General features: G+C 73.1%; 19 protein-coding genes. 4 read left to right on the top strand and 15 right to left on the bottom strand.

Annotated elements, in window-relative coordinates:
* Nucleotides 1–33: 33 nt before the first annotated feature.
* The 6 genes from RM609_RS28120 to RM609_RS28095 all read right to left on the bottom strand — a co-directional run bounded on the left by RM609_RS28120 (nt 34) and on the right by RM609_RS28095 (nt 7,998).
* The gene (locus RM609_RS28120; protein WP_311614385.1) at nt 34–987 is read right to left on the bottom strand and encodes a helix-turn-helix transcriptional regulator; all 954 of its coding nucleotides are present in this window, start codon (nt 985–987) and stop codon (nt 34–36) included.
* A 272-nt stretch (nt 988–1,259) separates the two neighbouring features.
* On the bottom strand, nt 1,260–1,883 hold the full coding sequence (locus RM609_RS28115) for a GntR family transcriptional regulator (RefSeq protein WP_311614384.1): 624 nt from the start codon (nt 1,881–1,883) through the stop codon (nt 1,260–1,262).
* A 115-nt stretch (nt 1,884–1,998) separates the two neighbouring features.
* Nucleotides 1,999–3,780 (bottom strand): 2-oxoglutarate dehydrogenase, E2 component, dihydrolipoamide succinyltransferase, encoded by a 1,782-nt coding sequence (gene sucB / locus RM609_RS28110; RefSeq protein WP_311614383.1) that lies wholly within the window; start codon nt 3,778–3,780, stop codon nt 1,999–2,001.
* Nucleotides 3,781–3,830: 50 nt separating this feature from the next.
* A complete protein-coding gene (gene lpdA / locus RM609_RS28105; RefSeq protein ID WP_311614382.1) occupies nt 3,831–5,219 on the bottom strand; it encodes a dihydrolipoyl dehydrogenase in 1,389 nt (462 codons plus the stop codon).
* A gap of 309 nt (nt 5,220–5,528) precedes the next feature.
* Nucleotides 5,529–7,061 (bottom strand): leucyl aminopeptidase, encoded by a 1,533-nt coding sequence (locus tag RM609_RS28100; RefSeq protein WP_311614381.1) that lies wholly within the window; start codon nt 7,059–7,061, stop codon nt 5,529–5,531.
* A 133-nt stretch (nt 7,062–7,194) separates the two neighbouring features.
* On the bottom strand, nt 7,195–7,998 hold the full coding sequence (locus RM609_RS28095) for an adenosylcobinamide-GDP ribazoletransferase (protein WP_311614380.1): 804 nt from the start codon (nt 7,996–7,998) through the stop codon (nt 7,195–7,197).
* 81 nt (nt 7,999–8,079) lie between these two features.
* Between RM609_RS28095 and RM609_RS28090 the strand changes: the two genes are divergently transcribed.
* Complete coding sequence (locus tag RM609_RS28090) at nt 8,080–8,817, top strand: hypothetical protein (RefSeq protein WP_311614379.1); 738 nt, start codon at nt 8,080–8,082, stop codon at nt 8,815–8,817.
* On the opposite strand, the gene RM609_RS28085 is transcribed toward RM609_RS28090, so the two are convergent.
* From RM609_RS28085 to RM609_RS28055, 7 genes are all read right to left on the bottom strand, one after another.
* Nucleotides 8,777–9,535 carry a hypothetical protein gene (locus RM609_RS28085; protein ID WP_311614378.1) on the bottom strand — a complete coding sequence of 253 codons (759 nt, stop codon included), beginning with the start codon at nt 9,533–9,535 and terminating at the stop codon, nt 8,777–8,779. The two genes, RM609_RS28090 and RM609_RS28085, sit on opposite strands and share 41 nt — an antisense overlap.
* Nucleotides 9,532–11,307, bottom strand: coding sequence for a phosphatidylglycerol lysyltransferase domain-containing protein (locus RM609_RS28080; RefSeq protein WP_311614377.1), 1,776 nt, complete (start codon nt 11,305–11,307; stop codon nt 9,532–9,534). Before RM609_RS28080 ends, RM609_RS28085 begins: the two co-directional genes overlap by 4 nt.
* Before the next feature lie 78 nt (nt 11,308–11,385).
* Nucleotides 11,386–12,432: a nicotinate-nucleotide--dimethylbenzimidazole phosphoribosyltransferase gene (gene cobT, locus RM609_RS28075; RefSeq protein ID WP_311614376.1), complete on the bottom strand. Its 1,047-nt coding sequence runs from the start codon at nt 12,430–12,432 to the stop codon at nt 11,386–11,388.
* A gap of 114 nt (nt 12,433–12,546) precedes the next feature.
* The gene (locus tag RM609_RS28070; protein WP_311614375.1) at nt 12,547–13,233 is read right to left on the bottom strand and encodes a response regulator; all 687 of its coding nucleotides are present in this window, start codon (nt 13,231–13,233) and stop codon (nt 12,547–12,549) included.
* A complete protein-coding gene (locus tag RM609_RS28065; protein ID WP_311614374.1) occupies nt 13,230–14,558 on the bottom strand; it encodes a sensor histidine kinase in 1,329 nt (442 codons plus the stop codon). Before RM609_RS28065 ends, RM609_RS28070 begins: the two co-directional genes overlap by 4 nt.
* A 155-nt stretch (nt 14,559–14,713) precedes the next feature.
* Complete coding sequence (gene pspAA / locus RM609_RS28060; protein ID WP_311614373.1) at nt 14,714–14,992, bottom strand: PspA-associated protein PspAA; 279 nt, start codon at nt 14,990–14,992, stop codon at nt 14,714–14,716.
* A 43-nt stretch (nt 14,993–15,035) separates the two neighbouring features.
* On the bottom strand, nt 15,036–15,830 hold the full coding sequence (locus RM609_RS28055) for a PspA/IM30 family protein (protein WP_311614372.1): 795 nt from the start codon (nt 15,828–15,830) through the stop codon (nt 15,036–15,038).
* A 277-nt stretch (nt 15,831–16,107) separates the two neighbouring features.
* On the opposite strand from RM609_RS28055, the gene RM609_RS28050 reads away from it, so the two are divergent.
* Both RM609_RS28050 and RM609_RS28045 read left to right on the top strand, forming a co-directional pair.
* On the top strand, nt 16,108–16,701 hold the full coding sequence (locus RM609_RS28050) for a DUF3043 domain-containing protein (RefSeq protein WP_311614371.1): 594 nt from the start codon (nt 16,108–16,110) through the stop codon (nt 16,699–16,701).
* A gap of 83 nt (nt 16,702–16,784) precedes the next feature.
* Complete coding sequence (locus tag RM609_RS28045) at nt 16,785–17,492, top strand: class I SAM-dependent methyltransferase (RefSeq protein WP_311614391.1); 708 nt, start codon at nt 16,785–16,787, stop codon at nt 17,490–17,492.
* Between the two features lie 37 nt (nt 17,493–17,529).
* On the opposite strand, the gene RM609_RS28040 is transcribed toward RM609_RS28045, so the two are convergent.
* Nucleotides 17,530–17,745 (bottom strand): hypothetical protein, encoded by a 216-nt coding sequence (locus RM609_RS28040; RefSeq protein WP_311614370.1) that lies wholly within the window; start codon nt 17,743–17,745, stop codon nt 17,530–17,532.
* A 109-nt stretch (nt 17,746–17,854) separates the two neighbouring features.
* On the opposite strand from RM609_RS28040, the gene RM609_RS28035 reads away from it, so the two are divergent.
* Nucleotides 17,855–19,057: a bifunctional adenosylcobinamide kinase/adenosylcobinamide-phosphate guanylyltransferase gene (locus RM609_RS28035; RefSeq protein ID WP_311614369.1), complete on the top strand. Its 1,203-nt coding sequence runs from the start codon at nt 17,855–17,857 to the stop codon at nt 19,055–19,057.
* A 73-nt stretch (nt 19,058–19,130) separates the two neighbouring features.
* Here the strand turns inward: RM609_RS28035 and nadA are convergent, their stop codons facing one another.
* Nucleotides 19,131–20,309, bottom strand: coding sequence for a quinolinate synthase NadA (gene nadA / locus RM609_RS28030; protein ID WP_311614368.1), 1,179 nt, complete (start codon nt 20,307–20,309; stop codon nt 19,131–19,133).
* Nucleotides 20,310–20,509: the final 200 nt, after the last annotated feature.

The raw sequence follows: 20,509 nt of genomic DNA, 5'->3' as shown, positions 1-20,509 counted from the left end.
TCACGTCACTACCCACCCCACGACGCACCCCGCCTACCGGTAGAGCGCCGCCGCCCGGGCCGCCGCCTCCGCGAACCGCACCCGCAGACCCGGCGGTCCCAGTACCTCCACCTCCGGCCCCAGCGCCAGCAACTGCGCGTACGCCACCTCCAGCGACTCCACCGCAAGCACCGTCACACAGCCCGCACCGCCCGCCGCCAGCGCCTCCTCCGCCGCCCGCCGGTCCGTGACGTGCGGCAGCAGCCGCACACCCTCCGGCGTGAGCCGCACCTCCACCCGTTCGCGCAGGAGAGAGCGGGCGAACTCCGCCGCCCGTTCCTCCCAGAAGGCCGGCAGGTCGAAGGACCCGGACCGCAGGAACCGCTCCTCGCCCACCGTCACGGCCGTGAAGCGGTCCACCCGGTAGACCCGGAACTGCTCACCCGCCCGCGCCGCCAGGTACCAGACACCCGCCTTGAGAACCAGCCCGTACGGCTCCAGGTCGCGCTCGACCTCGTCCCCGCCCCGGCGGGCGTAGCGGGCCGTCATGCGGCGGTCGTCCCAGACGGCGTCGGCGACGGCGGGCAGCAACGGTGGCGGTTCGCCGGACCGCCACCACGCGGGGGCGTCCAGGTGGAAGCGCTGCGCGGCACTCGCGGAGGCGTCGCCGAGCGACGGGATCAGCGCGGCGGAAACCTTGAGCCGGGCGGCGGACGCGGCGTCGGCCAGGCCCATGTCGTGGAGCGCGGCCGGTACGCCGGAGAGGAAGAGGGCCTCGGCCTCGGCCCGGCCCAGACCGGTGAGCCGGGTGCGGTAGCCGCCGATGAGCCGGTATCCGCCCGCGCGGCCGCGATCGGCGTAGACGGGCACGCCGGCCTCGGAGAGGGCGAGGACGTCCCGGGCGACGGTGCGCTCGGAGACCTCCAGCTCGCGCGCCAGCTCACCGCCGGTCATGGACGGGCGGGACTGGAGCAGCAGAACGAGCTTGATCAGACGAGCCGCGCGCATGGCCCCATGATGCCGGGGACCACTGACAACGCGGCGCGTGGCAGTGAGTGGTGGGGCGCGACGACAGGAACCCGCGTGCCAGCCAGGGCATCGGATCGAGCGCGCGGGGTCCTGTCGTCACCCCTGAGCCGTACCGCGACACAGGACAGGGCGGCGCGGTGCGGCTCCAGCGAGAGACGATACGCCTTTGATCGATGATCGATCAATCCTTCCCGGAAAGTTCCGGGGCCGGACCGGGACCGGACCAGGGACCGGACCGGGCGACAGAGACCTCAGATCCGCGGCGCGCAGCTCAGCACATGCCGTTTGAGCAGCTCGCCGATGCCCGGGTCGCGCTCCTGGAAGGCCCGGACGATCGCGGCGTGGTCCTCCGCGTGGGGCCGGGGCTCCGGGCTCAGCCAGCGGATCGACAGGGTCGTCCACACCTCGATGCCCAGGGATTCCCAGGTGTGGAGCAGCACGGAGTTCCCGGAGGCCCGCACGATCTCGCGGTGGAAGGCCACCGTGTGGCGCGCCTGGGCCTCGCTGTCGTGCGCCAGGTCGGCCGTCCGAAGGGCGGCCACCTCGCGCTCCAGCGCGGAGACGTCCTCGGCCAGGGCGTCCGCCGCCAGTTCGGCGGCGACCGCCTCCAGGCCCGCCCGTACCGGGTAGCTCTCCTTGAGGTCCGCGGCGGTGAGGTCGCGTACCCGGACGCCCTTGTTGGGGGCGGACTCGATCAGCCGCAGCGACTCCAGCTCCCGCAGCGCCTCGCGTACGGGGGTCTGGCTGACGAGCAGCTCGGCGGCGATCCGCCGCTCCACGATCCGCTCGCCCGGCTGCCAGCGGCCGCTGACGATCCCTTCGAGGATGTGCTCGCGGATCTGCTCGCGCAGCGAATGGACAACGGGCCGTGACATGCGGTGCTCCTCGGCGGGGGATCTGACCCCATTATCCGGGCAGGGGCGCACGCGAAAGGGCGCGGCCCCGGCTCGTACGAATACGAAACCGGGGCCGCGCCCTGCCGCCGTGTCCTTACAGACCGATCTCGGTCTCGAACTCGGCGGACTCCAGGATCTGCTTGACCGTGGTCAGGTAGCGGGCGGCGTCGGCGCCGTCCACCAGACGGTGGTCGTAGGAGAGCGTCACGTAGGTCATGTCGCGGACACCGATGGTGGTGCCCTCCTCGGTCTCGATGACCACGGGGCGCTTGACCGTGGCACCGATGCCCAGGATCGCGACCTGGTTCGGCGGCACGATGACCGTGTCGAACAGCGCACCGCGCGAGCCGGTGTTGCTGATCGTGAAGGTCGCGCCGGCCAGGTCGTCCGGGCTGATCTTGCTGGAGCGGACCTTGCCGGCCAGCTCGGCCGTCTTCTTCGCGATACCCGCGATGTTGAGGTCACCGGCACCCTTGATGACCGGGGTCATCAGGCCCTTCTCCGAGTCGACGGCGATGCCGACGTTCTCGGAGTCGAAGTAGGTGATGGTGTTCTCGTCCTCGTTGATCCGGGCGTTGATGACCGGGTGGGCCTTCAGCGCCTGGACGGCGGCCTTGACGAAGAACGGCATCGGGGAGAGCTTGACGCCCTCGCGGGCGGCGAAGCCGGCCTTGGCCTTCTCGCGCATCCGCATGATCTTGGTGATGTCCACCTCGATCACGGAGCTCAGCTGAGCCTGGCCGTGCAGCGCCTTCATCATGTTCTCGGCGATGACCTTGCGCATGCGCGGCATCTTGACCGTCTGACCGCGCAGCGGCGAGACCTCGAGGGCCGGGGCCTTCGGGGCGGCAGCGGCGGCCGGAGCGGCGGCCGGAGCCGGAGCGGCGACCTTGGCGGCCTCGGCGGCGGCGATGACGTCCTGCTTGCGGATGCGGCCACCGACGCCGGTGCCCGCGACGTTACGCAGGTCGACGCCGGACTCGGCGGCGAGCTTGCGCACCAGCGGGGTGACGTAGGCGCCGTCGGTCGCCGGAGCGGCGACCGGAGCCGGAGCGGCCGGGGCAGCCGGAGCGACCGGCGCGGGGGCCGGGGCAGCGGCCGGAGCCGGGGCGGCGGGCGCGACCGGAGCGGCGGCGACCGGAGCCGGGGCGGCCGGGGCGGCCGGAGCGGCAGCCGGGGCGGCGGCCGGAGCCGGAGCGGCAGCCGGAGCCGGAGCGGCGGCGGGGGCCGGGGCAGCGGCACCGGCAGCGCCGATGACGGCGAGCTTGGCGCCGACCTCGGCGGTCTCGTCCTCGGCGACGAGGATCTCGAGCAGGACACCCGAGGTGGGGGCCGGGATCTCGGTGTCGACCTTGTCGGTCGAGACCTCGAGCAGCGGCTCGTCCTCGGAGACCTCCTCGCCGACCTCCTTCAGCCAGCGGGTGACGGTGCCCTCGGTGACCGACTCGCCCAGCGCGGGCAGGACGACGTCGGTGCCGGTGCCGGTGGCAGCGGCGGCCGGAGCGGCCTCGGCCGGAGCCTCGGCGACGGGGGCCGGAGCCTCGGCGGGGGCCTCGGCCACGGGGGCCGGAGCGGCCTCGGCGGCCGGGGCCGGAGCCTCGGCGGCAGCCGGGGCGGGGGCAGCGGCGGGGGCGCCGGTGCCGTCGTCGATGACGGCCAGCTCCGAGCCGACCTCGACCGTCTCGTCCTCGGCCACCTTGATGGAGGCGAGGATGCCGGAAGCGGGGGCCGGGATCTCGGTGTCGACCTTGTCGGTGGAGACCTCGAGCAGCGGCTCGTCGGCCTCCACTCGCTCACCCTCGGCCTTCAGCCAACGGGTGACGGTGCCCTCGGTCACGCTCTCGCCGAGCGCCGGCAGGGTTACGGAAACCGCCATGATTGCGGTTGCTCCTTACGAGTAGTGCGGATGCTTGGTGCGCTCGGGACTCAGTCGTGCGAGTGCAGCGGCTTGCCGGCCAGGGCGAGGTGGGCCTCGCCCAGGGCCTCGTTCTGCGTCGGGTGCGCGTGGATGAGCTGGGCCACCTCGGCGGGCAGCGCCTCCCAGTTGTAGATCAGCTGGGCTTCGCCGACCTGCTCACCCATGCGGTCGCCGACCATGTGGACGCCGACCACGGCACCGTCCCGCACCTGGACGAGCTTGATCTCGCCCGCGGTCTTCAGGATCTTGCTCTTGCCGTTGCCGGCGAGGTTGTACTTCAGGGTGACGACCTTGTCGGCGCCGTACAGCTCCTTGGCCTTCGCCTCGGTGATACCGACGGAAGCGACCTCGGGGTGGCAGTACGTGACGCGCGGCACGCCGTCGTAGTCGACCGGCACGGGGTTCTGCCCGGCCAGACGCTCCGCTACCAGGATGCCCTCGGCGAAGCCGACGTGCGCGAGCTGGAGGGTCGGGACGAGGTCACCGACGGCCGAGATGGTCGGCACGTTGGTGCGCATGTACTCGTCGACGAGGACGTAGCCGCGGTCCATGGCGACCCCGGCCTCCTCGTAGCCCAGGCCCTGGGAGACCGGGCCGCGGCCGACGGCGACGAGCAGCAGCTCGGCCTCGAAGGTCTTGCCGTTCTCCAGGGAGACCTTCACACCGTCGGCGGTGTACTCGACGCCGGAGAAGCGGGAGCCGAGGGCGAAGTTGATGCCGCGCTTGCGGAAGGCGCGCTCCAGCAGCTTGGAGCTGTTCTCGTCCTCGACCGGGACGAGGTGCGGCAGCGCCTCGACGATGGTGATGTCGACGCCGAAGGACTTCCACGCGGAGGCGAACTCGACGCCGATGACGCCGCCGCCCAGCACGATGGCGGACTTCGGGACGCGGTCCAGGACCAGCGCGTGGTCCGAGGAGATGACGCGGTCGCCGTCGATGGTCAGGCCCGGCAGCGACTTCGGCACGGAGCCGGTGGCCAGCAGGACGTGGCGGCCGGTGATGCGCTGGCCGTTGACGTCGACGGAGGTGGGGGAGGACAGGCGGCCCTCACCGGTGATGTAGGTGACCTTGCGGGAGGCGACCAGACCCTGGAGGCCCTTGTACAGGCCCGAGATCACGTCGTCCTTGTACTTGTGGACGCCCGCGATGTCGATGCCCTCCAGGGAGGCCTTGACACCGAACTGCTCGGCCTCGCGAGCCTGGTCGGCGATCTCACCGGCGTGCAGCAGAGCCTTGGTGGGGATGCAGCCGCGGTGGAGGCAGGTGCCGCCCAGCTTGTCCTTCTCGATCAGGGCGACGTCGAGACCCAGCTGGGCTCCACGCAGGGCGGCGGCGTAACCACCGCTACCGCCTCCGAGGATCACTAGGTCGAAAACGGTGCTGGCGTCGTTCGCCACGTCACGTCCTCCATGCATGGTGCGCCGTCCGGTCGTCGGTGACCGGGCGGCGGCTGTCGTACGGCCGCTTTAGCTTCGGCCCTGTGATGGGTGGGCCCTGTCCTGCCGGGACAACATCTTCGCACTTGTTGACGGAGGGCGGGACGCCGGGCCGGGGCTGAGTGACGACTGATGCGTCACCTTCGGGGGTTACCAGTGCGTAGAAATGTGAGTTTTCGCCCCCAGCGAACACTCGCCGGGATCCGCCGGGAGGGAACGCGACGCGGCCCCGGGACATTCCCGGGGCCGCGTCGCCGGTGCCCCAGGGCCTCAGCCGAGGTCGCCGTCGGCGGTGCGCTCCGCCAGCCGGACCAGGGTGCGGACGGCCGAGCCGGTGCCGCCCTTCGGGGTGTAGCCGTACGGGGCCTTCTCCCAGAAGGCCGGGCCCGCGATGTCCAGGTGGGCCCAGGTGATGCCCTCGCCCACGAACTCCTTCAGGAACAGGCCGGCCACCAGGCCGCCGCCCATGCGGTCGCCCATGTTGGCCATGTCGGCGATCGAGGAGTCCATGGACTTGCGGAGCTCGGCGGGGAGCGGCATCGGCCACGCCTGCTCGCCGACCTCCTCGGCGATCTCGTGGATCGCGGCGCGGAAGGCGTCGTCGTTGGCCATGACGCCGAAGGTGCGCTCGCCGAGCGCCAGGACCATGGCGCCGGTGAGGGTGGCGACGTCCACGATCGCGTCCGGGTTCTCCTCGGAGGCGCGGGTCAGGGCGTCGGCCAGCACCAGGCGGCCCTCGGCGTCGGTGTTCAGCACCTCGACGGTCTTGCCGCTGTACATCTTCAGCACATCGCCCGGACGGGTGGCGGTGCCGGAGGGCATGTTCTCCGCGAGGGCCAGCCAGCCCGTGACGTTGACCCGGAGACCGAGCTTGGCGACGGCCACGACCGCGGCGAACACGGCGGCGGCACCGCTCATGTCGCACTTCATGGTCTCGTTGTGGCCGGCCGGCTTCAGGGAGATGCCGCCCGAGTCGTAGGTGATGCCCTTGCCGACCAGGGCGAGGGTCTTCTCCGCCTTCGGGTGGGTGTAGCCGATGCGGACCAGGCGGGGCGGGTTGGCCGAGCCCTGGCCGACGCCCATGATGCCGCCGTAGCCGCCCTTGAGCAGCGCCTTCTCGTCCAGCACCTCGACCTTGAGACCGTGCTCCTTGGCGGCGGTCTGGGCCTCGGTGGCGAAGCTCTTGGGGAAGAGGTCGTTGGACGGGATGTTGATCAGGTCGCGGGCGCGGTTGACCTCGCCGGCCACGGCGGCGGCCCGCTCGACGGCGGCCTTGAAGGCCTTGTCGCGGGGCTTGCCGCCCAGGATGGCGGCCTCGGCCAGCGGTGCGTTCCGGTCGGCCTTGGCGGCCTCCTTCTTGCCGTCCGAGCCCCGGTACGACGTGAAGGAGTACGCGCCCAGGATGGCGCCCTCGCCGATGGCGGCGACGGACTCGGCGTCCTCGACGGGCAGGGCGAAGGCGGCCTTCTTGACGCCGGCCAGCGCGCGGGCGGCGGTGCCGGCCGCGCGGCGCAGCGCCTCCTCGGCGAAGCTCTCGTCCTTGGCAGGCAGTTCGCCGAGGCCGACCGCCAGCACGACCGGGGCCTTCAGGCCGGAGGGGGCGGGCAGCTTGGTGGCCTCGCCCTCGCCGCCGGAGGCGCCGAGGGTCTCCAGGACGGCGGCCAGCTTGCCGTCGAACGCCTGGTCCACGGCTTCGGCGCCGGGCGCGACGACGGGGCCCTTGGGGCCCTTCGCCACACCGACGACAACGGCGTCCGCGCGCAGCGTCGCCGCACTGGAAGTGCTGAGAGTCAGAGCAGTCACGGTGGTGGGTGTCCCTACTTCCGTTGAATTCTCGGCCGATAGTGGTGGGCCGGCCGCACCCAGTGATCGTATGCGCCGTGCACGGAACGTCCGGGCCCGGGCCGCCCGGCACGCGAGAGCGTATCCCCGGTGGTCACGCCCGGCCCAGGGCCAGGACGAGCAGGGCCGCCGTCGCGGCGGTCTCCGCGAGCGCCCCGAACACATCGCCGGTGACCCCGCCGAACCGCCGCCGGCAGTGCCGCAGCAGTGCCTCGCCCGAGGCCAGGGCGAGGAGGACGGCCAGGGCGCAGCGCGCCGCGTCGTACGGGCCGAGGAGCGCGCCCGCCCCGGCCGCGGCGGCGGTGACAGCGGCGGCCGTCGCCCAGGCGGCCGTCCGGGGGACGGCGCCCGCCACGGCGGCGCCCAGCCCCTCCGGGCGCGCGGCGGGTACGCCCGCGCGGGAGGCGAGGGTGAGGGCGCAGCGGGCCGCCAGGGCCGCCGTCACCGCCGCGAGGGCGCCGCGGGCCGGGTCCGCCTGGAACGCCCGGGCAAGGGCGGCGGTCTGGCCGAGGAGGGCCAGCAGCAGGGTGATGACGCCGAACGGGCCGATGTCCGACTGCTTCATGATCCGCAGGGCTTCGGGGGCGGGTCTGCCGCTGCCCAGTCCGTCGGCGACGTCGGCGAGCCCGTCCAGGTGGAGTCCGCGGGTGAGCGCCGCCGGGACGGCGACGGCGGCCACGGCCGCGAGCAGCGGGCCGCCGCCCAGCCACAGGAGCGCCAGGCCGGTGGCGGCGGCGCAGCCGCCGACGGCCAGCCCGGCCAGTGGTGCCGCCAGCATGCCGCCGCGGGCGGCGGCGCGGTCCCAGCGGGTGAGGCGCACGGGGAGGGCGGTGAGGGTGCCGAAGGCGAAGCGCAGGGCGTCCCCGGCGGTGGCGCGGGTGGAGGTCGTGTCGGTCATCGCGGGCAGGGTATCCGGCCCACGTCGGCAGTATTTTTGCCTGGAGGCCTGGTCAAGGCGGGTGCGGGAGCGGAGAGTCCGATGGGTCACTGGCTGGCACGCAACATCGTCGAGCCGGGCAAGCTGCCGCTGTTGCTGGCGCTCGGGGCGTTCGTCCTGACGTTCCTGGTCACCCGGGTCATCACCCGGCTGATCCGGGCGGGCCGGGGCCCGTTCCGCAATATCCGTCCGGGCGGGCTGCACGTCCACCATGTGGTGCCGGGTGTGGTGCTCATGGTGGTCGGGGGATTCGCGGCGGTCGCGGAGGGCCGGCACGGCTTCGGGGCGGCGGTCGCGGCGGTGCTCTTCGGCATGGGCGCGGGGCTGGTGCTGGACGAGTTCGCGCTGATCCTGCATCTGGACGACGTGTACTGGACCGAGCAGGGCCGCAAGAGCGTGGAGATCGTGGTGCTGACGGCCGCTCTGGTGGCGCTGGTGCTCGCCGGTTTCTCCCCGTTCGGGGTGAACGAGCTGACCCCCGACGAGCTCCAGAACCGCACCATCGTGGTGACCAACACCCTGGTCAACTTTCTGCTGGCGCTGGTCTCCCTGGCCAAGGGCAAGCCCCGGCTCGCCCTGATCGGCGCGGTGGTGCCGCTGGTGGCGATCGTGGGCGCGGTACGGCTGGCCCGGCCGGGCTCGCCCTGGGCCCGGCGCTTCTACCGCCGGCGGCCCCGGGCCCGTCGCCGGGCCCGGGTGCGGGCCTACCGGCACGACGCGCGCTGGGCGGCCGTGCGCATCAGGATTCACGACCTCCTGGCGGGCGCGCCGGATCGCTGAGCGCGCTCCCGACGGACGCGCCGGGCCGCCGGTCGCGCTCGCGGTGGGCGTCCCGGCGGGGCTTGCGCCGCCGGCGCAGCTCGTCCACGGCGCACACGGCCAGGATCGCCGTCATGGCGGCGATGTGCTCCTTGCCCGCGAGGTTGGGCTTGACGATCACCTCGCCCGCCATGGCCGCCACCACCAGTCCGCAGGTGAACCAGGCCCGGTAGCGCCAGGAGACGTAGATCGCCAGGCCCACGACGGCCGCCGAGGGGCCGGTGTCGATGACCTTGGCGGCCTCCGGCGGCAGCCCCAGCGGCGAGCCGGGGCCGAGGGCGACGCCCAGCCGGGCGTACATCGTCCCCGCGAGGGTGGCGATGTAGGCCACGGTCAGGGTGCGCCATTTGCCCAGGCACGCCTCGGCCAGGCCGAAGACGATCAGGATCTGGGCCAGCGCTCCCCACACCGGGAGGTCCAGCGCGGGCACGAACAGCGACAGGGGAGTGCGCAGCAGCGCGACCCACCAGGTCAGCTGGGCCTGGACGGAGCCGAGCCGCTGCACGGGCTCGTAGCCCCAGGACTGGTTCTGGATCACCTGGAAGACCGCCGTGAGGGCGACGGCCGTGAGCGTCATCGGGACGGCCGCGAGCCGCTTACGGGCGAACGTCCCCCGTACGGCCGCGTACAGCGGGCCCCATTCGGTGCGCGCGGCGCGGAGCAGCGCCGCGCGGGTCATCGCCGGCTCTCCAGGTGTTTGCGGTTGAGCCACTTGGGCAGGCCGGGCGCCTCCAGGAAGCCCTCGGCCCGGCCGGCGGCCACGCCGATCCGCAGCAGGTCACTGCTCTTCTCGAACAGCATGAAACGAGGCTCCCAGATGGGGCGGTATTTCGCATTTGCTCGGTAGAGCGACTCGATCTGCCACCAGCGGGAGAAGAAGCTCAGCAGCGAGCGCCACATCCGCAGCACCGGGCCGGCGCCGAGCCGTGAGCCCCGTTCGAAGACGGACCGGAACATCGCGAAGTTCAGCGACACCTGGGTGACGCCGAGCTCCTTCGCCCGCTGGAGCAGTTCGATGACCATGAACTCCATCAGGCCGTTCTCGGAGTCCCGGTCACGGCGCATCAGGTCCAGCGACAGGCCCTTGGGGCCCCAGGGCACAAAGCTCAGCACGGCGCGCAGCTCGCCGTCGCCGTCATGGCACTCCAGCATCACGCAGCGGCCGTCGCCGGGGTCGCCGAGGCGGCCCAGCGCCATGGAGAAGCCGCGTTCGGTCGCGCCGTCGCGCCAGTCGTCGGCGCGGCGCAGCAGGGTGGCCATCTCCTCGTCGGGGATGTCCTCGTGGCGCCGGACGGTGACGGTGTATCCGGCGCGCTTGACGCGGTTGTACGCCTGGCGGACGGTGCGCATGGCCCGGCCTTCGAGGGTGAACTCGGCGGTGTCGACGATCGCCTCGTCGCCGAGTTCCAGGGCGTTCAGGCCGTGCCGGGCGTAGATCGTGCCGCCCTCCTCGCTCGCGCCCATCACGGCGGGGATCCAGCCGTGCTCGCGGGCCTCGGCGAGCCAGGGCTCGATGGCGCCGGGCCAGGCCTCGGGGTCGCCGATGGGGTCGCCGGAGGCCAGCGAGACGCCGCCGATGGCGCGGTAGGTGACGGCGGCCTTGCCGGAGGGGGACCAGATGACGCTCTTCTCGCGGCGCAGCGCGAAGTAGCCCAGGGAGTCGCGGTCGCCCCACCGGCCGAGGAGCTCGCGCAGCCGCGACTCGTCCTCGGAGGTGAGCGGGTCGGCGGCGCGGCGGGAGCGGAAGGCCGCGAACGCCACGACGACCAGCAGGGCCGCGCTCATCACGTTGATGGTGACGTCGACCCAGCCGGGGGTGGCGATGCCCGCGTAGCGGGAGTCGTCGGCGGCGATGGAGATCAGCCGCATCACGCCGTAGTGCCAGCGGTCCAGGAAGGTGGAGCGCTGCTCGTCCGTGGACTCGTTGGTGATCGTCACCAGCCCGGCCGCCAGCAGCGAGGCGACCAGCAGGCCCACCGCCGCGACGGCGCTGGCCAGTTTGGGGTTGGAGCGGTCGCCCTTGGCGTAGAACTCCCGGCGGCCCACCACCAGGGCGAGCGTGAACAGGGCGGTGACGATCAGGGAGAACCAGTTCAGCGGGTGCCGGCGGAACTCCGGGAAGAACATCACGAACGCCAGGACCAGCAGGAGCAGCCCGGCCAGCACCAGGTTGAGGATCCACGCCGCCCGCTTGCGCCGGCGCATGGTGATCGCCATGAACAGCGACACCACCGCAGCTGAGAAGCCCGCCGTCAGCAGGTAGGGCGTGAAGAACTCGTCGACGTTGTGCCTGCGGATGTCGGCGCCGAAGGACACCCAGACCGCGCCGAGCAGGTTGACGAACGTAACGGCGCGCAGGTACCAGACGGCGAAGCCGGCGGCTCGTCGCCGCCGCACCGCGCCTCGGTCGCTGTGGACGCCCTCATCCGGAGTCAAGCGGACTTCTCCCATGAAAAGTGAGCATATGGGGCACCTTCTGCGGGGAATTCCGTGCGCTCACCATGATCCGCCGGCCTGTCACGGCCGGCGTCAGGAGCGCTCGGGAAGCTCCGCCGCCAGGGCCGCGGCCGCCTGCACCAATGGCAGGGCGAGCAGCGCCCCTGTCCCCTCGCCCACAGTGACGCCCTGATCGAGGAGAGGGTTGAGCGCCATCCGCTCCAGCGCCTTCGTCTGCGCCGGGTCACCACCGGTCTGACCCGCCAGCCACCAGTCCGGCGCCCGGAAGGCCACCCGCTGGCCCACCAGCGCGCACGCGGCGGAGACCACACCGTCGAGGATCACCGGCGTCCGGCGCACCGCGCTCTGGAGCAGGAACCCGGTCATCGCGGCCAGGTCCGCGCCGCCCGTCGCGGCCAGCAGCGCCAGCTGGTCGCCCAGCACCGGGCGGGCCCGGCGCAGCGCGTCCCGGATCGCGGCGCACTTGCGCATCCAGGCCAGGTCGTCGATGCCGAAGCCGCCCCGGCCGGTCACCACGGACGCGTCCGTGCCGCACAGCGCCCCGATCAGGGCACCCGCCGCCGTGGTGCCGCCCACGCTCAGATCGCCCAGGACGACCAGGTCGGTGCCGGAGTCGGCCTCCTCGTCGGCCAGCGCCATGCCCGTACGGAACGCCCGCTCGGCCTCCTCGGCGGTCAGCGCGTCCTCGGTGTCGATCCGGCCCGCGCCGCGCCGCACCCGGTGCCGGGTGACCTCCTCGGGCAGTTCCTCCGGGTCGCAGTCCACCGACATGTCGATCACGCGCAGCCCCACGCCGAAGCGGCGGGCCAGGATCGCGACGCTGTTCGTGCCGTCGAGGGTCGCCCGGACGAGCTCGGCCGCCCCGCCCTTCGGCCCGCCCGACACACCCAGGGACGCGACCCCGTGGTCGCCCGCGAACAGCAGCGCCCTGGGCCGCTCGACCGGCTTCACCGGCACCGCGCCCTGGGCGGCGGCGAGCCACTCGCCCAGCTCGTCCAGCCGCCCCAGCGCGCCGGGCCGGGGGCCGAGGCGCGCCCGCCGCGCCTCGGCGTCGCGCCGGGCGGCGGAGTCGGGGCGCTCGATCAGCGTGGCGAACTCATCCAGATTCAGACCGCTCATCCGCGACACACTACCGTTCCTGTGCAAGTTGGCCAGTGCCGTCCAACTTGCCCTATTCCAGGCGTCACTGGGCCGGTGTCCCGACGGGGTCGCCGTCGCCGGCCCCGTCGCAGGTCAGCCCGCCCCCGGCCGGACCAGCCCCGACTCGTACGCGACGACCACGAGCTGCGCCCGGTCGCGCGCGCCGAGCTTGGCCATCGCCCGGTTGACGTGCGTCTTGACCGTCAGGGGACTGACCGCCAGCCGTCCCCCGATCTCCTCGTTGGACAGCCCTCCGGCCACATGCGTCAGCACCTCCCGCTCACGGCCGGTCAGCGCCGCCAGCCGGTCGGCGTGCTCCGCGAGGGGAGCGGCGAGGCTCTCGCCCTGCGCCAGGAACGTCGCGATCAGACCCTTCGTCGCCGCGGGCGACAGCAGCGCCTCGCCCGCCGCCGCGATCCTGATCGCCGCCAGCAGCTCGTCGGGCTCCGCGCCCTTGCCGAGGAACCCGGACGCGCCCGCGCGCAGCGACTCCACCACGTACTCGTCGACCTCGAACGTCGTCAGCATCACCACCCGCACGGCCGCCAGCGCCGGGTCGGAGCAGATCGCCCGGGTCGCGGCCAGACCGTCCGTGCCCGGCATCCGGATGTCCATCAGGACCACGTCGGGCGTGTGTACGCGGGCGAGCTCCACCGCCCGCTCACCGTCCGCCGCCTCGCCCACCACCCGCATATCCGGCTCGGAGTCCAGCAGCACCCGGAACGCGCTGCGCAACAGCGCCTGGTCGTCGGCCAGGAGAACCGTGATCGGATCGCTCATGCGCTCACCCTAGGGGCGGGCGTTCCCGGGCCCGGGAGGGGCAGCACCGCGCACACCCGGAAGCCCGGCGTCCCCGGCCCGCGCGGGCCCGCCGCGCAGCTGCCGCCCAGCGCGACGGCCCGCTCCCGCATGCCGAGCAGCCCGTGCCCGCCCGCGCTTTCCTTCTTGTCGGCGGGTTTGTCGGTGGGTTTGTCGGTGGGGTTGTCGGCGGGCGGGGGCGGCTTCCCGCCGTCGTCCACCACCGTCAGCTCCAGGGCGTAGGAGCCGCGGCGCAGCGTGACCTCGGCCCGCGCGCCGGGGCCCGCGTGCTTGTGCACATTGGTCAGCGCCTCCTGGAGGACCCGATAGGCCGTCAGATCGACCGCCCCCGGCAGCGCCCCCACGACGGCCGCCGCCGCGTCCGCCCCCGTGGCGGGCGCGCCGGGCGGCGCGGGGAAGGTCACGACGTCGACGGACAGGCCCACCCGGACGAAGCCCTCGACGAGCCGCCCGAGGTCGCCGAGGCCCGGCGCGGGCTCGGTCGGGGCCGCCGGGTCGCCGTACTGCCGCAGCAGGCCGACGGTCGCCCGGAGCTCGGCGAGGGCCGAGCGGCCGGCCTCCCGGACATGCGCGAGGGCCTGTTTGGCCTGCTCGGGGCGGCTGTCCATGATGTGCGAGGCCACGCCCGCCTGGACGTTGACGAGCGCGATGTGATGGGCGACGACGTCGTGGAGCTCACGGGCGATGCGCAGCCGCTCCTCGGCCACCCGGCGGCGGGCCTCCTCCTCACGGGTGCGCTCCGCGCGTTCGGCCCGCTCCTCGATGGCCGCGACGAAGGCCCGGCGGCTGCGGACGGCGTCCCCCGCCGCGCCCGCCAGCCCGGTCCACGCCATGAGGCCGAAGTTCTCCTGGGCGTACCAGGGCGGGGCGCCCAGGAGCATCACCACGCCGGTGAGCGCGGTGACGGTGGTGACGACGGTCCGCAGCGCGGCGGGGCGCTCGCTGCGGACGGCCAGCGTGTAGAGCGCGACAGCGGCGCTCATGGCGATCGTGGTGCGCGGGGGCCCGTCACCGCCGGTGAACACCACGGCCACGACCGTCAGCGCGCACGTCACCGCGAGGACGCCACGGGGCGCCCGGCGGCGGAGCACCAGCGCGCCGCAGGCGGCGGCGGACAGCAGGAAGAAGACGGCGCCCGGCGGATGCCGCTCGGCGCGCGGCGCCAGGAACGCGCCCACGACGACGAGGCATAAGACGAGGCAGGAGAGGAGGGTGTCGGCGGCGAGCGGATGGCCGCTCAGCCAGCGGCGCGGACGGGCGAGGCCCGTGGCGGCGAGGGAGTTCATCGCGATCCCATCGGGGCCGTCGCGGAATGCGGTGGGAAAAAGGTGGGAAAAAGATGTGCGGAGACCGGCCGCGCCCCCGTCCCCGGAAGGGAACGAGGGCGCGAAGGCATGCCGGAATGCCGTGGTGGCGCGCTGCCCGGCGGGGGCCGGTGGGCTCAGCCGGGGATCAGGCCGTCGTCGCTGAGCATCTGCCGGACCTCGTCGAGCGAGGCGTCGGGCGCGGGCAGGATCAGCTCGGAGGGCTCCAGCGAGTCGTCGGGCAGCGGAGTGCCCAGCCGGCGCACGGCGTCGAGCAGAGCCCCCAGCGTGCGCCGGAAGCCCTCCTCGTCACCGCTCTCCATCTCGCCGAGCAGCTCGTCGTCCAGGCTGTTGAGCTCGGCGAAGTGGCTGTCGGCCAGCCTCACCTGGCCCTCCCCCATGATCCGTACGATCATGACGGTTTCTCCCTTGCTCGGGTCGGCTCCCGCTCGGAGTGGCTCAGCTCTTGTCGAAGCGCGGCCGGTCCTGGGGCTGGGCCTGCCGCTCCTGCCCCGGCGCCCCGCCCTCGATGGCCGGCTTGGCGGCCGTGCCGCCGGCCAGCTCGGCCTTCATCCGCTGAAGCTCGATCTCGACGTCCGAACCGCTCGAGAGCCGGTCCAGCTCGGCGGTGATGTCGTCCTTGGCCATGCCGGTCGGGTCGTCGAGCGCGCCCGAGGCCAGCAGCTCGTCGATGGCGCCCGCGCGGGCCTGGAGCTGCGCGGTCTTGTCCTCGGCCCGCTGGATGGCCAGGCCGACGTCGCCCATCTCCTCGGAGATGCCGGAGAACGCCTCGCCGATCCGGGTCTGGGCCTGGGCGGCCGTGTAGGTCGCCTTGATGGTCTCCTTCTTCGTCCGGAAGGCGTCCACCTTGGCCTGGAGGCGCTGGGAGGCGAGCGTGAGCTTCTCCTCCTCGCCCTGGAGCGTCCGGTGCTGCGTCTCCAGATCGCTGACCTGCTGCTGAAGCGCGGCCCGGCGGGTCAGCGCCTCACGCGCCAGATCCTCCCGGCCGAGCGCCAGGGCCTTGCGGCCCTGCTCCTCCAGCTTTCCGGACTGGCTCTGGAGCTGGTTGAGCTGGAGCTCCAGGCGCTTGCGGGACGTGGCCACGTCGGCAACGCCGCGCCGCACCTTCTGAAGCAGCTCAAGCTGCTTCTGGTACGAGTAATCGAGGGTCTCGCGCGGATCCTCGGCCCGGTCCAGGGCCTTGTTGGCCTTCGCGCGGAAGATCATCCCCATACGCTTCATGACACCGCTCATGGGCCTCGCGCGCCCCCTTCTGACCGACCTTGGCTCGGGCTTAGGCTCCGGCACATCTTTCAGAACCCACAGTACGGGCCCCGCTTCCATTACCGCACTGTCCGGGCCCGGATGCGCTCCTCCTCCAGGACGATCAGGACCGCGCGGCCTCACGCGCAAGGAGGAGTGGAAAACCCGGGGGAGGGGAGGCGCGAGCGCCGGGGCGCACGCCGGTCGTTGCCGGATCGTGCCCGGCCGGACCGCGATCAGGGGCCGGAAGCCCGTACCCTTGGGTCCCGTGTTCCGAAGCCGTTCGAAAGCGCAGGCCGCGTCCCCCGAGGTGACCGCGGACCAGCCCAAGCAGCCCCGTGACCCGCAGGCGCCCAAGGGCCGCCCCACGCCCAAGCGCAGCGAGGCCAACTCCCAGCGCCGCACCCTGGCCTCGACCCCGGCCAACCGCAAGGAGGCCTCCAAGCGCGCCCGCGAAGCGCGCCGCGTGGACATGGCCAAGCAGCGCGAGGCCCTGGCCAGCGGTGACGAGCGCTATCTGCCCGCCCGCGACAAGGGCCCGATCCGCTCCTACGTCCGCGACTTCGTCGACGCGCGCTACTCCGTCGCCGAGTTCTTCCTGCCGCTGGCCGTGCTCATCCTCGTACTGAGCATGATCAACCGCGGCGCCTTCCAGGCGTACGTCCTGCTCGCGTGGCTGGTGGTGATCCTCCTGATCGTCATCAACTCCGCGATCACGGGCATCACCCTCAAGCGCGCCCTCAAGCAGCGCTTCCCCGACGAGAACCTGCGCGGAGCCGTCCCCTACGGCCTGATGCGCACCCTCCAGATGCGCCGGCTGCGCCTGCCCAAGCCCAAGGTCAAGCGCGGGGAGAAGCGCTGAGCGCCTTCACATCGGGCTTCGGGGGCGGCGCCGCGGCATGGCGCGGCGGGCTCGGGGGGTTGCGGAACACCGTTCGTCAGGAACTGGTCGCCCGCCAGATCGACGAGCAGATAGCCGGCCGGTTCCCGGTCGGCCGGCGGCTGCGCGTCCTCGACGTCGGCCTCGGCCAGGGCACCCAGGCGCTGCGCCTGGCCCGTGCCGGCCATGAGGTCACCGGCCTGGAACCGGACCCCGAGATGATCGCCGCGGCCCGCGCGGCGCTGGCGGCCGAGCCCGAGGGCATCCGGGAACGGGTGCGGCTGATCGAGGGCGACGGCCGGGACACGGGCGCCCACTTCCTGCCGGGCGCCTTCGACGTCGTGCTCTGCCACGGCGTCCTGATGTACGTACCGGAGCCGGACCCGCTGCTCGCGGGGCTGGCCCGGGTGCTCGCCCCCGGCGGGCTGCTCTCCCTGCTCGTCCGCAACGCGGACGCGCTGGCGATGCGGCCGGGGCTCTCCGGTGACTTCGCCACGGCGCTGGCGGCGTTCGACTCGCCCGCCTACACCAACCGCCTCGGCCTGGAGGTCCGCGCGGACCGCCGGGAGACGCTGACGGCGACGCTGGCGGGGATCGGGACGCCGCTGCGGGCCTGGTACGGGGTGCGGGTCTTCTCCGACCTGGCGGAGGACGGGGCCGCCGCGCCGGCGGACCTGGACCGGCTCCTGGCCGCAGAGGAACGGGCCGGCCGTACGGACCCGTATCGCGGGGTGGCGGCGCTGCTGCACCTGTGCGGGGTGCGGGGCGGCTGAGGTTTCCGGGGGCTTCGCCCCCGGACCCCCGAATTCGTCAGCTGTCCGCCGCCGCGTGGAGGCTCATCGGCGACGCGTAGATCTCCGTGTCGTCCTCGAAGAGCCGCACCTGGTCCACGCCGCCGTCCAGCAGGGCGCGCCACACCTCGCCGACCCAGGACTCCGCGTCCCCCTGCGTCGTGAACTCCTCCGGCTCCACCGCCGGCACCGTCTCCGTCCCGTCGGCCTTCTCGAACCGCCACGTCCACGCCATGTCCGCCTCCTGGGGGATCGGGAACCTCTGCGGTCACAGCCTAACGGTCACCGGTGACGCGGAGTAGTGATGGATCGCGCCGAGCCCGTCGACGCGAGACGATCAGGGGGTGGAACTGACTCTCCTCGGCACCGGGGCCCCCGAGGGCCTGCCGCGCCCCGACTGTCCGTGTGCCGCCTGCGCCTGTGCCGTGGGCGACGAGGCGCGGGCCGCCACGTCCCTGCTCGTCGACGGCGCGCTGCTGCTGGACCTCACCCCCGGGCCCGCCTTTGCCGCCGCCCGCGCGGGGCGGTCGATCGCCGGGGTGCGCCAGGTGCTGCTCTCCCACCCGCACGACGGCCCGGCCGTGGAGTTCCCGGCGGGGCTGCCCGCCCCGGTGCGGGTGCCGGACGGGCGCGAGCTGTCGGTGATCAGCGGGCACCGGGTCCGGGCAATGGCGCTGGACGCGCCGGGCACGGGGTACGAGGTGACGGCGCCGGACGGCGAGCGGCTGCTCTATCTGCCGCCGGGCGCCGGGCCGGCCGGGCTGTCGCAGGCCCCGCGCCCGGGCCCGTACGGGATGGTGCTGCTCGACGTGCTCGGGCGGCCCGACGCGCTGGCCCGGCTGCGGGAGACGGGCGCGGCGGGTTCGACGACCGACGTCATCGGCGTGCACCTGGACCATGACGTACCGCCGGGCCGGGAGCTCCACCGCCGGCTGGCGGCGGCGGGGGCGCGCACCGTGCCGGACGGCACCACGCTCGTCGTCGGCGACTACCACGCCGTACCGGATCTGCCCCGGCGGACGCTCGTCGTGGGCGGCGCCCGGTCGGGGAAGTCCGTGGAGGCGGAGCGGCGGCTGGAGTCCTTCCCCGAGGTCCTCTACGTGGCCACGAGCGGCACCCGCGAGGACGACCGGGACTGGGCGGCGCGCGTCGCCCACCACCGCGAGCGCCGGCCGGGCTCCTGGCGCACGGCCGAGACCTGCGATCTCGTGCCGCTGCTGGCCGCCGACGGCCCCCCGATGCTGATCGACTGCCTGGCGCTGTGGCTGACCGACGCGATGGACTCCGTCGGCGCGTGGGACGACGAGAAGTGGGCGAACGGCGGTGCGGAGGCCCTGGCCGGGCGGATGGCGGAACTGGTCGCCGCGATACGGGCCACCCGGCGGACGGTGGTGCTGGTCAGCAATGAGGTGGGTTCGGGCGTGGTGCCGGCGACGGCGTCGGGGCGGCGCTTCCGCGACGAGCTCGGCCGGCTGAACGCGGCGGTCGGCGACGAGTGCGAGCACGTGCTGCTGGTGGTGTCGGGGCAGGCGCTGCCCCTGCGGTGACAGCGGAACGGCCCCGCGCCTTCCCGGAAGGTGCGGGGCCGTCCTCGAACCGGCGTCTTCGAACCGGCGTCGGCTACGGCAGCGCCAGCATCCGCTCCAGCGCCAGCTTCGAGTAGCGGGCGACCTCGGGGTCGACCTGGATGCGGTTGACGAGCTTGCCCTCCGCGAGGGACTCCAGGGCCCACACCAGGTGCGGCAGGTCGATCCGGTTCATGGTCGAGCAGAAGCAGACCGTCTTGTCGAGGAAGACGATCTCCTTGCCCTCGCTGGCGAAACGGTTCGCCAGACGGCGGACCAGGTTCAGCTCGGTGCCGATGGCCCACTTGGAGCCGGCCGGGGCGGCCTCCAGCGTCTTGATGATGTACTCCGTCGAACCGACGTAGTCGGCGGCGGCCACGACCTCGTGCTTGCACTCGGGGTGCACCAGCACGTTGACGCCCGGGATGCGCTCGCGCACGTCGTTGACCGAGTCGAGGGAGAAGCGGCCGTGCACCGAGCAGTGCCCGCGCCACAGGATCATCTTCGCGGCGCGCAGCTCCTCGGCGGTCAGCCCGCCGTTCGGGCGGTGCGGGTTGTAGACGACGCAGTCCTCCAGCGACATGCCCATGTCGCGGACGGCGGTGTTGCGGCCCAGGTGCTGGTCGGGCAGGAAGAGGACCTTCTCGCCCTGCTCGAAGGCCCAGGTCAGGGCGCGCTCGGCGTTGGAGGAGGTGCAGATCGTGCCGCCGTGCTCACCGGTGAAGGCCTTGATGTCGGCGGAGGAGTTCATATACGAGACCGGGACGGTCACCTCGGCGATGCCGGCCTCGGTCAGCACGTCCCAGCACTCGGCGACCTGCTCGGCGGTGGCCATGTCGGCCATCGAGCAGCCCGCGGCCAGGTCCGGCAGGACGACCTGCTGGTCGTCGCCGGTCAGGATGTCCGCGGACTCGGCCATGAAGTGCACACCGCAGAAGACGATGTACTCGGCGTCGGGCCGGGCGGCCGCGTCGCGCGCGAGCTTGAAGGAGTCACCGGTGACATCCGCGAACTCGATGACCTCGTCGCGCTGGTAGTGGTGGCCGAGGACGAAGACCTTGTCCCCGAGCTTCGCCTTGGCCGCGCGGGCGCGCTCCACCAGGTCCGGGTCGGACGCCGCCGGCAGATCGCCGGGGCACTCCACACCGCGCTCGCTCCGCGGGTCGGACTCCCGCCCGAGCAGCAGGAGGGCGAGGGGGGTGGGCTGGACATCCAAGGGCTGGGCGGTGGTCACGACACGCACCCTTTCTGTTCTGCGGACTGGCGCGGGCGGACCTCCCGCCGAGCCTTGTCGTCAATTTGACGCTATCTATCATAACCCGTTCACGTCACTTTGACGATGGCCATCGCGTCGATGTGACGCATTCCCGTTCGGTCGACCGGTGTGCGAGCATGAAAGGCGGACATCACAGTCCACGCCCGGAATGAATCCGG

The organism is Streptomyces hesseae (genome assembly GCF_031845785.1).
GTDB lineage: Bacteria > Actinomycetota > Actinomycetes > Streptomycetales > Streptomycetaceae > Streptomyces > Streptomyces hesseae.
Note: the sequence above shows the minus strand (reverse complement) of the source record. Positions and strands in the feature narration are given on the sequence as shown.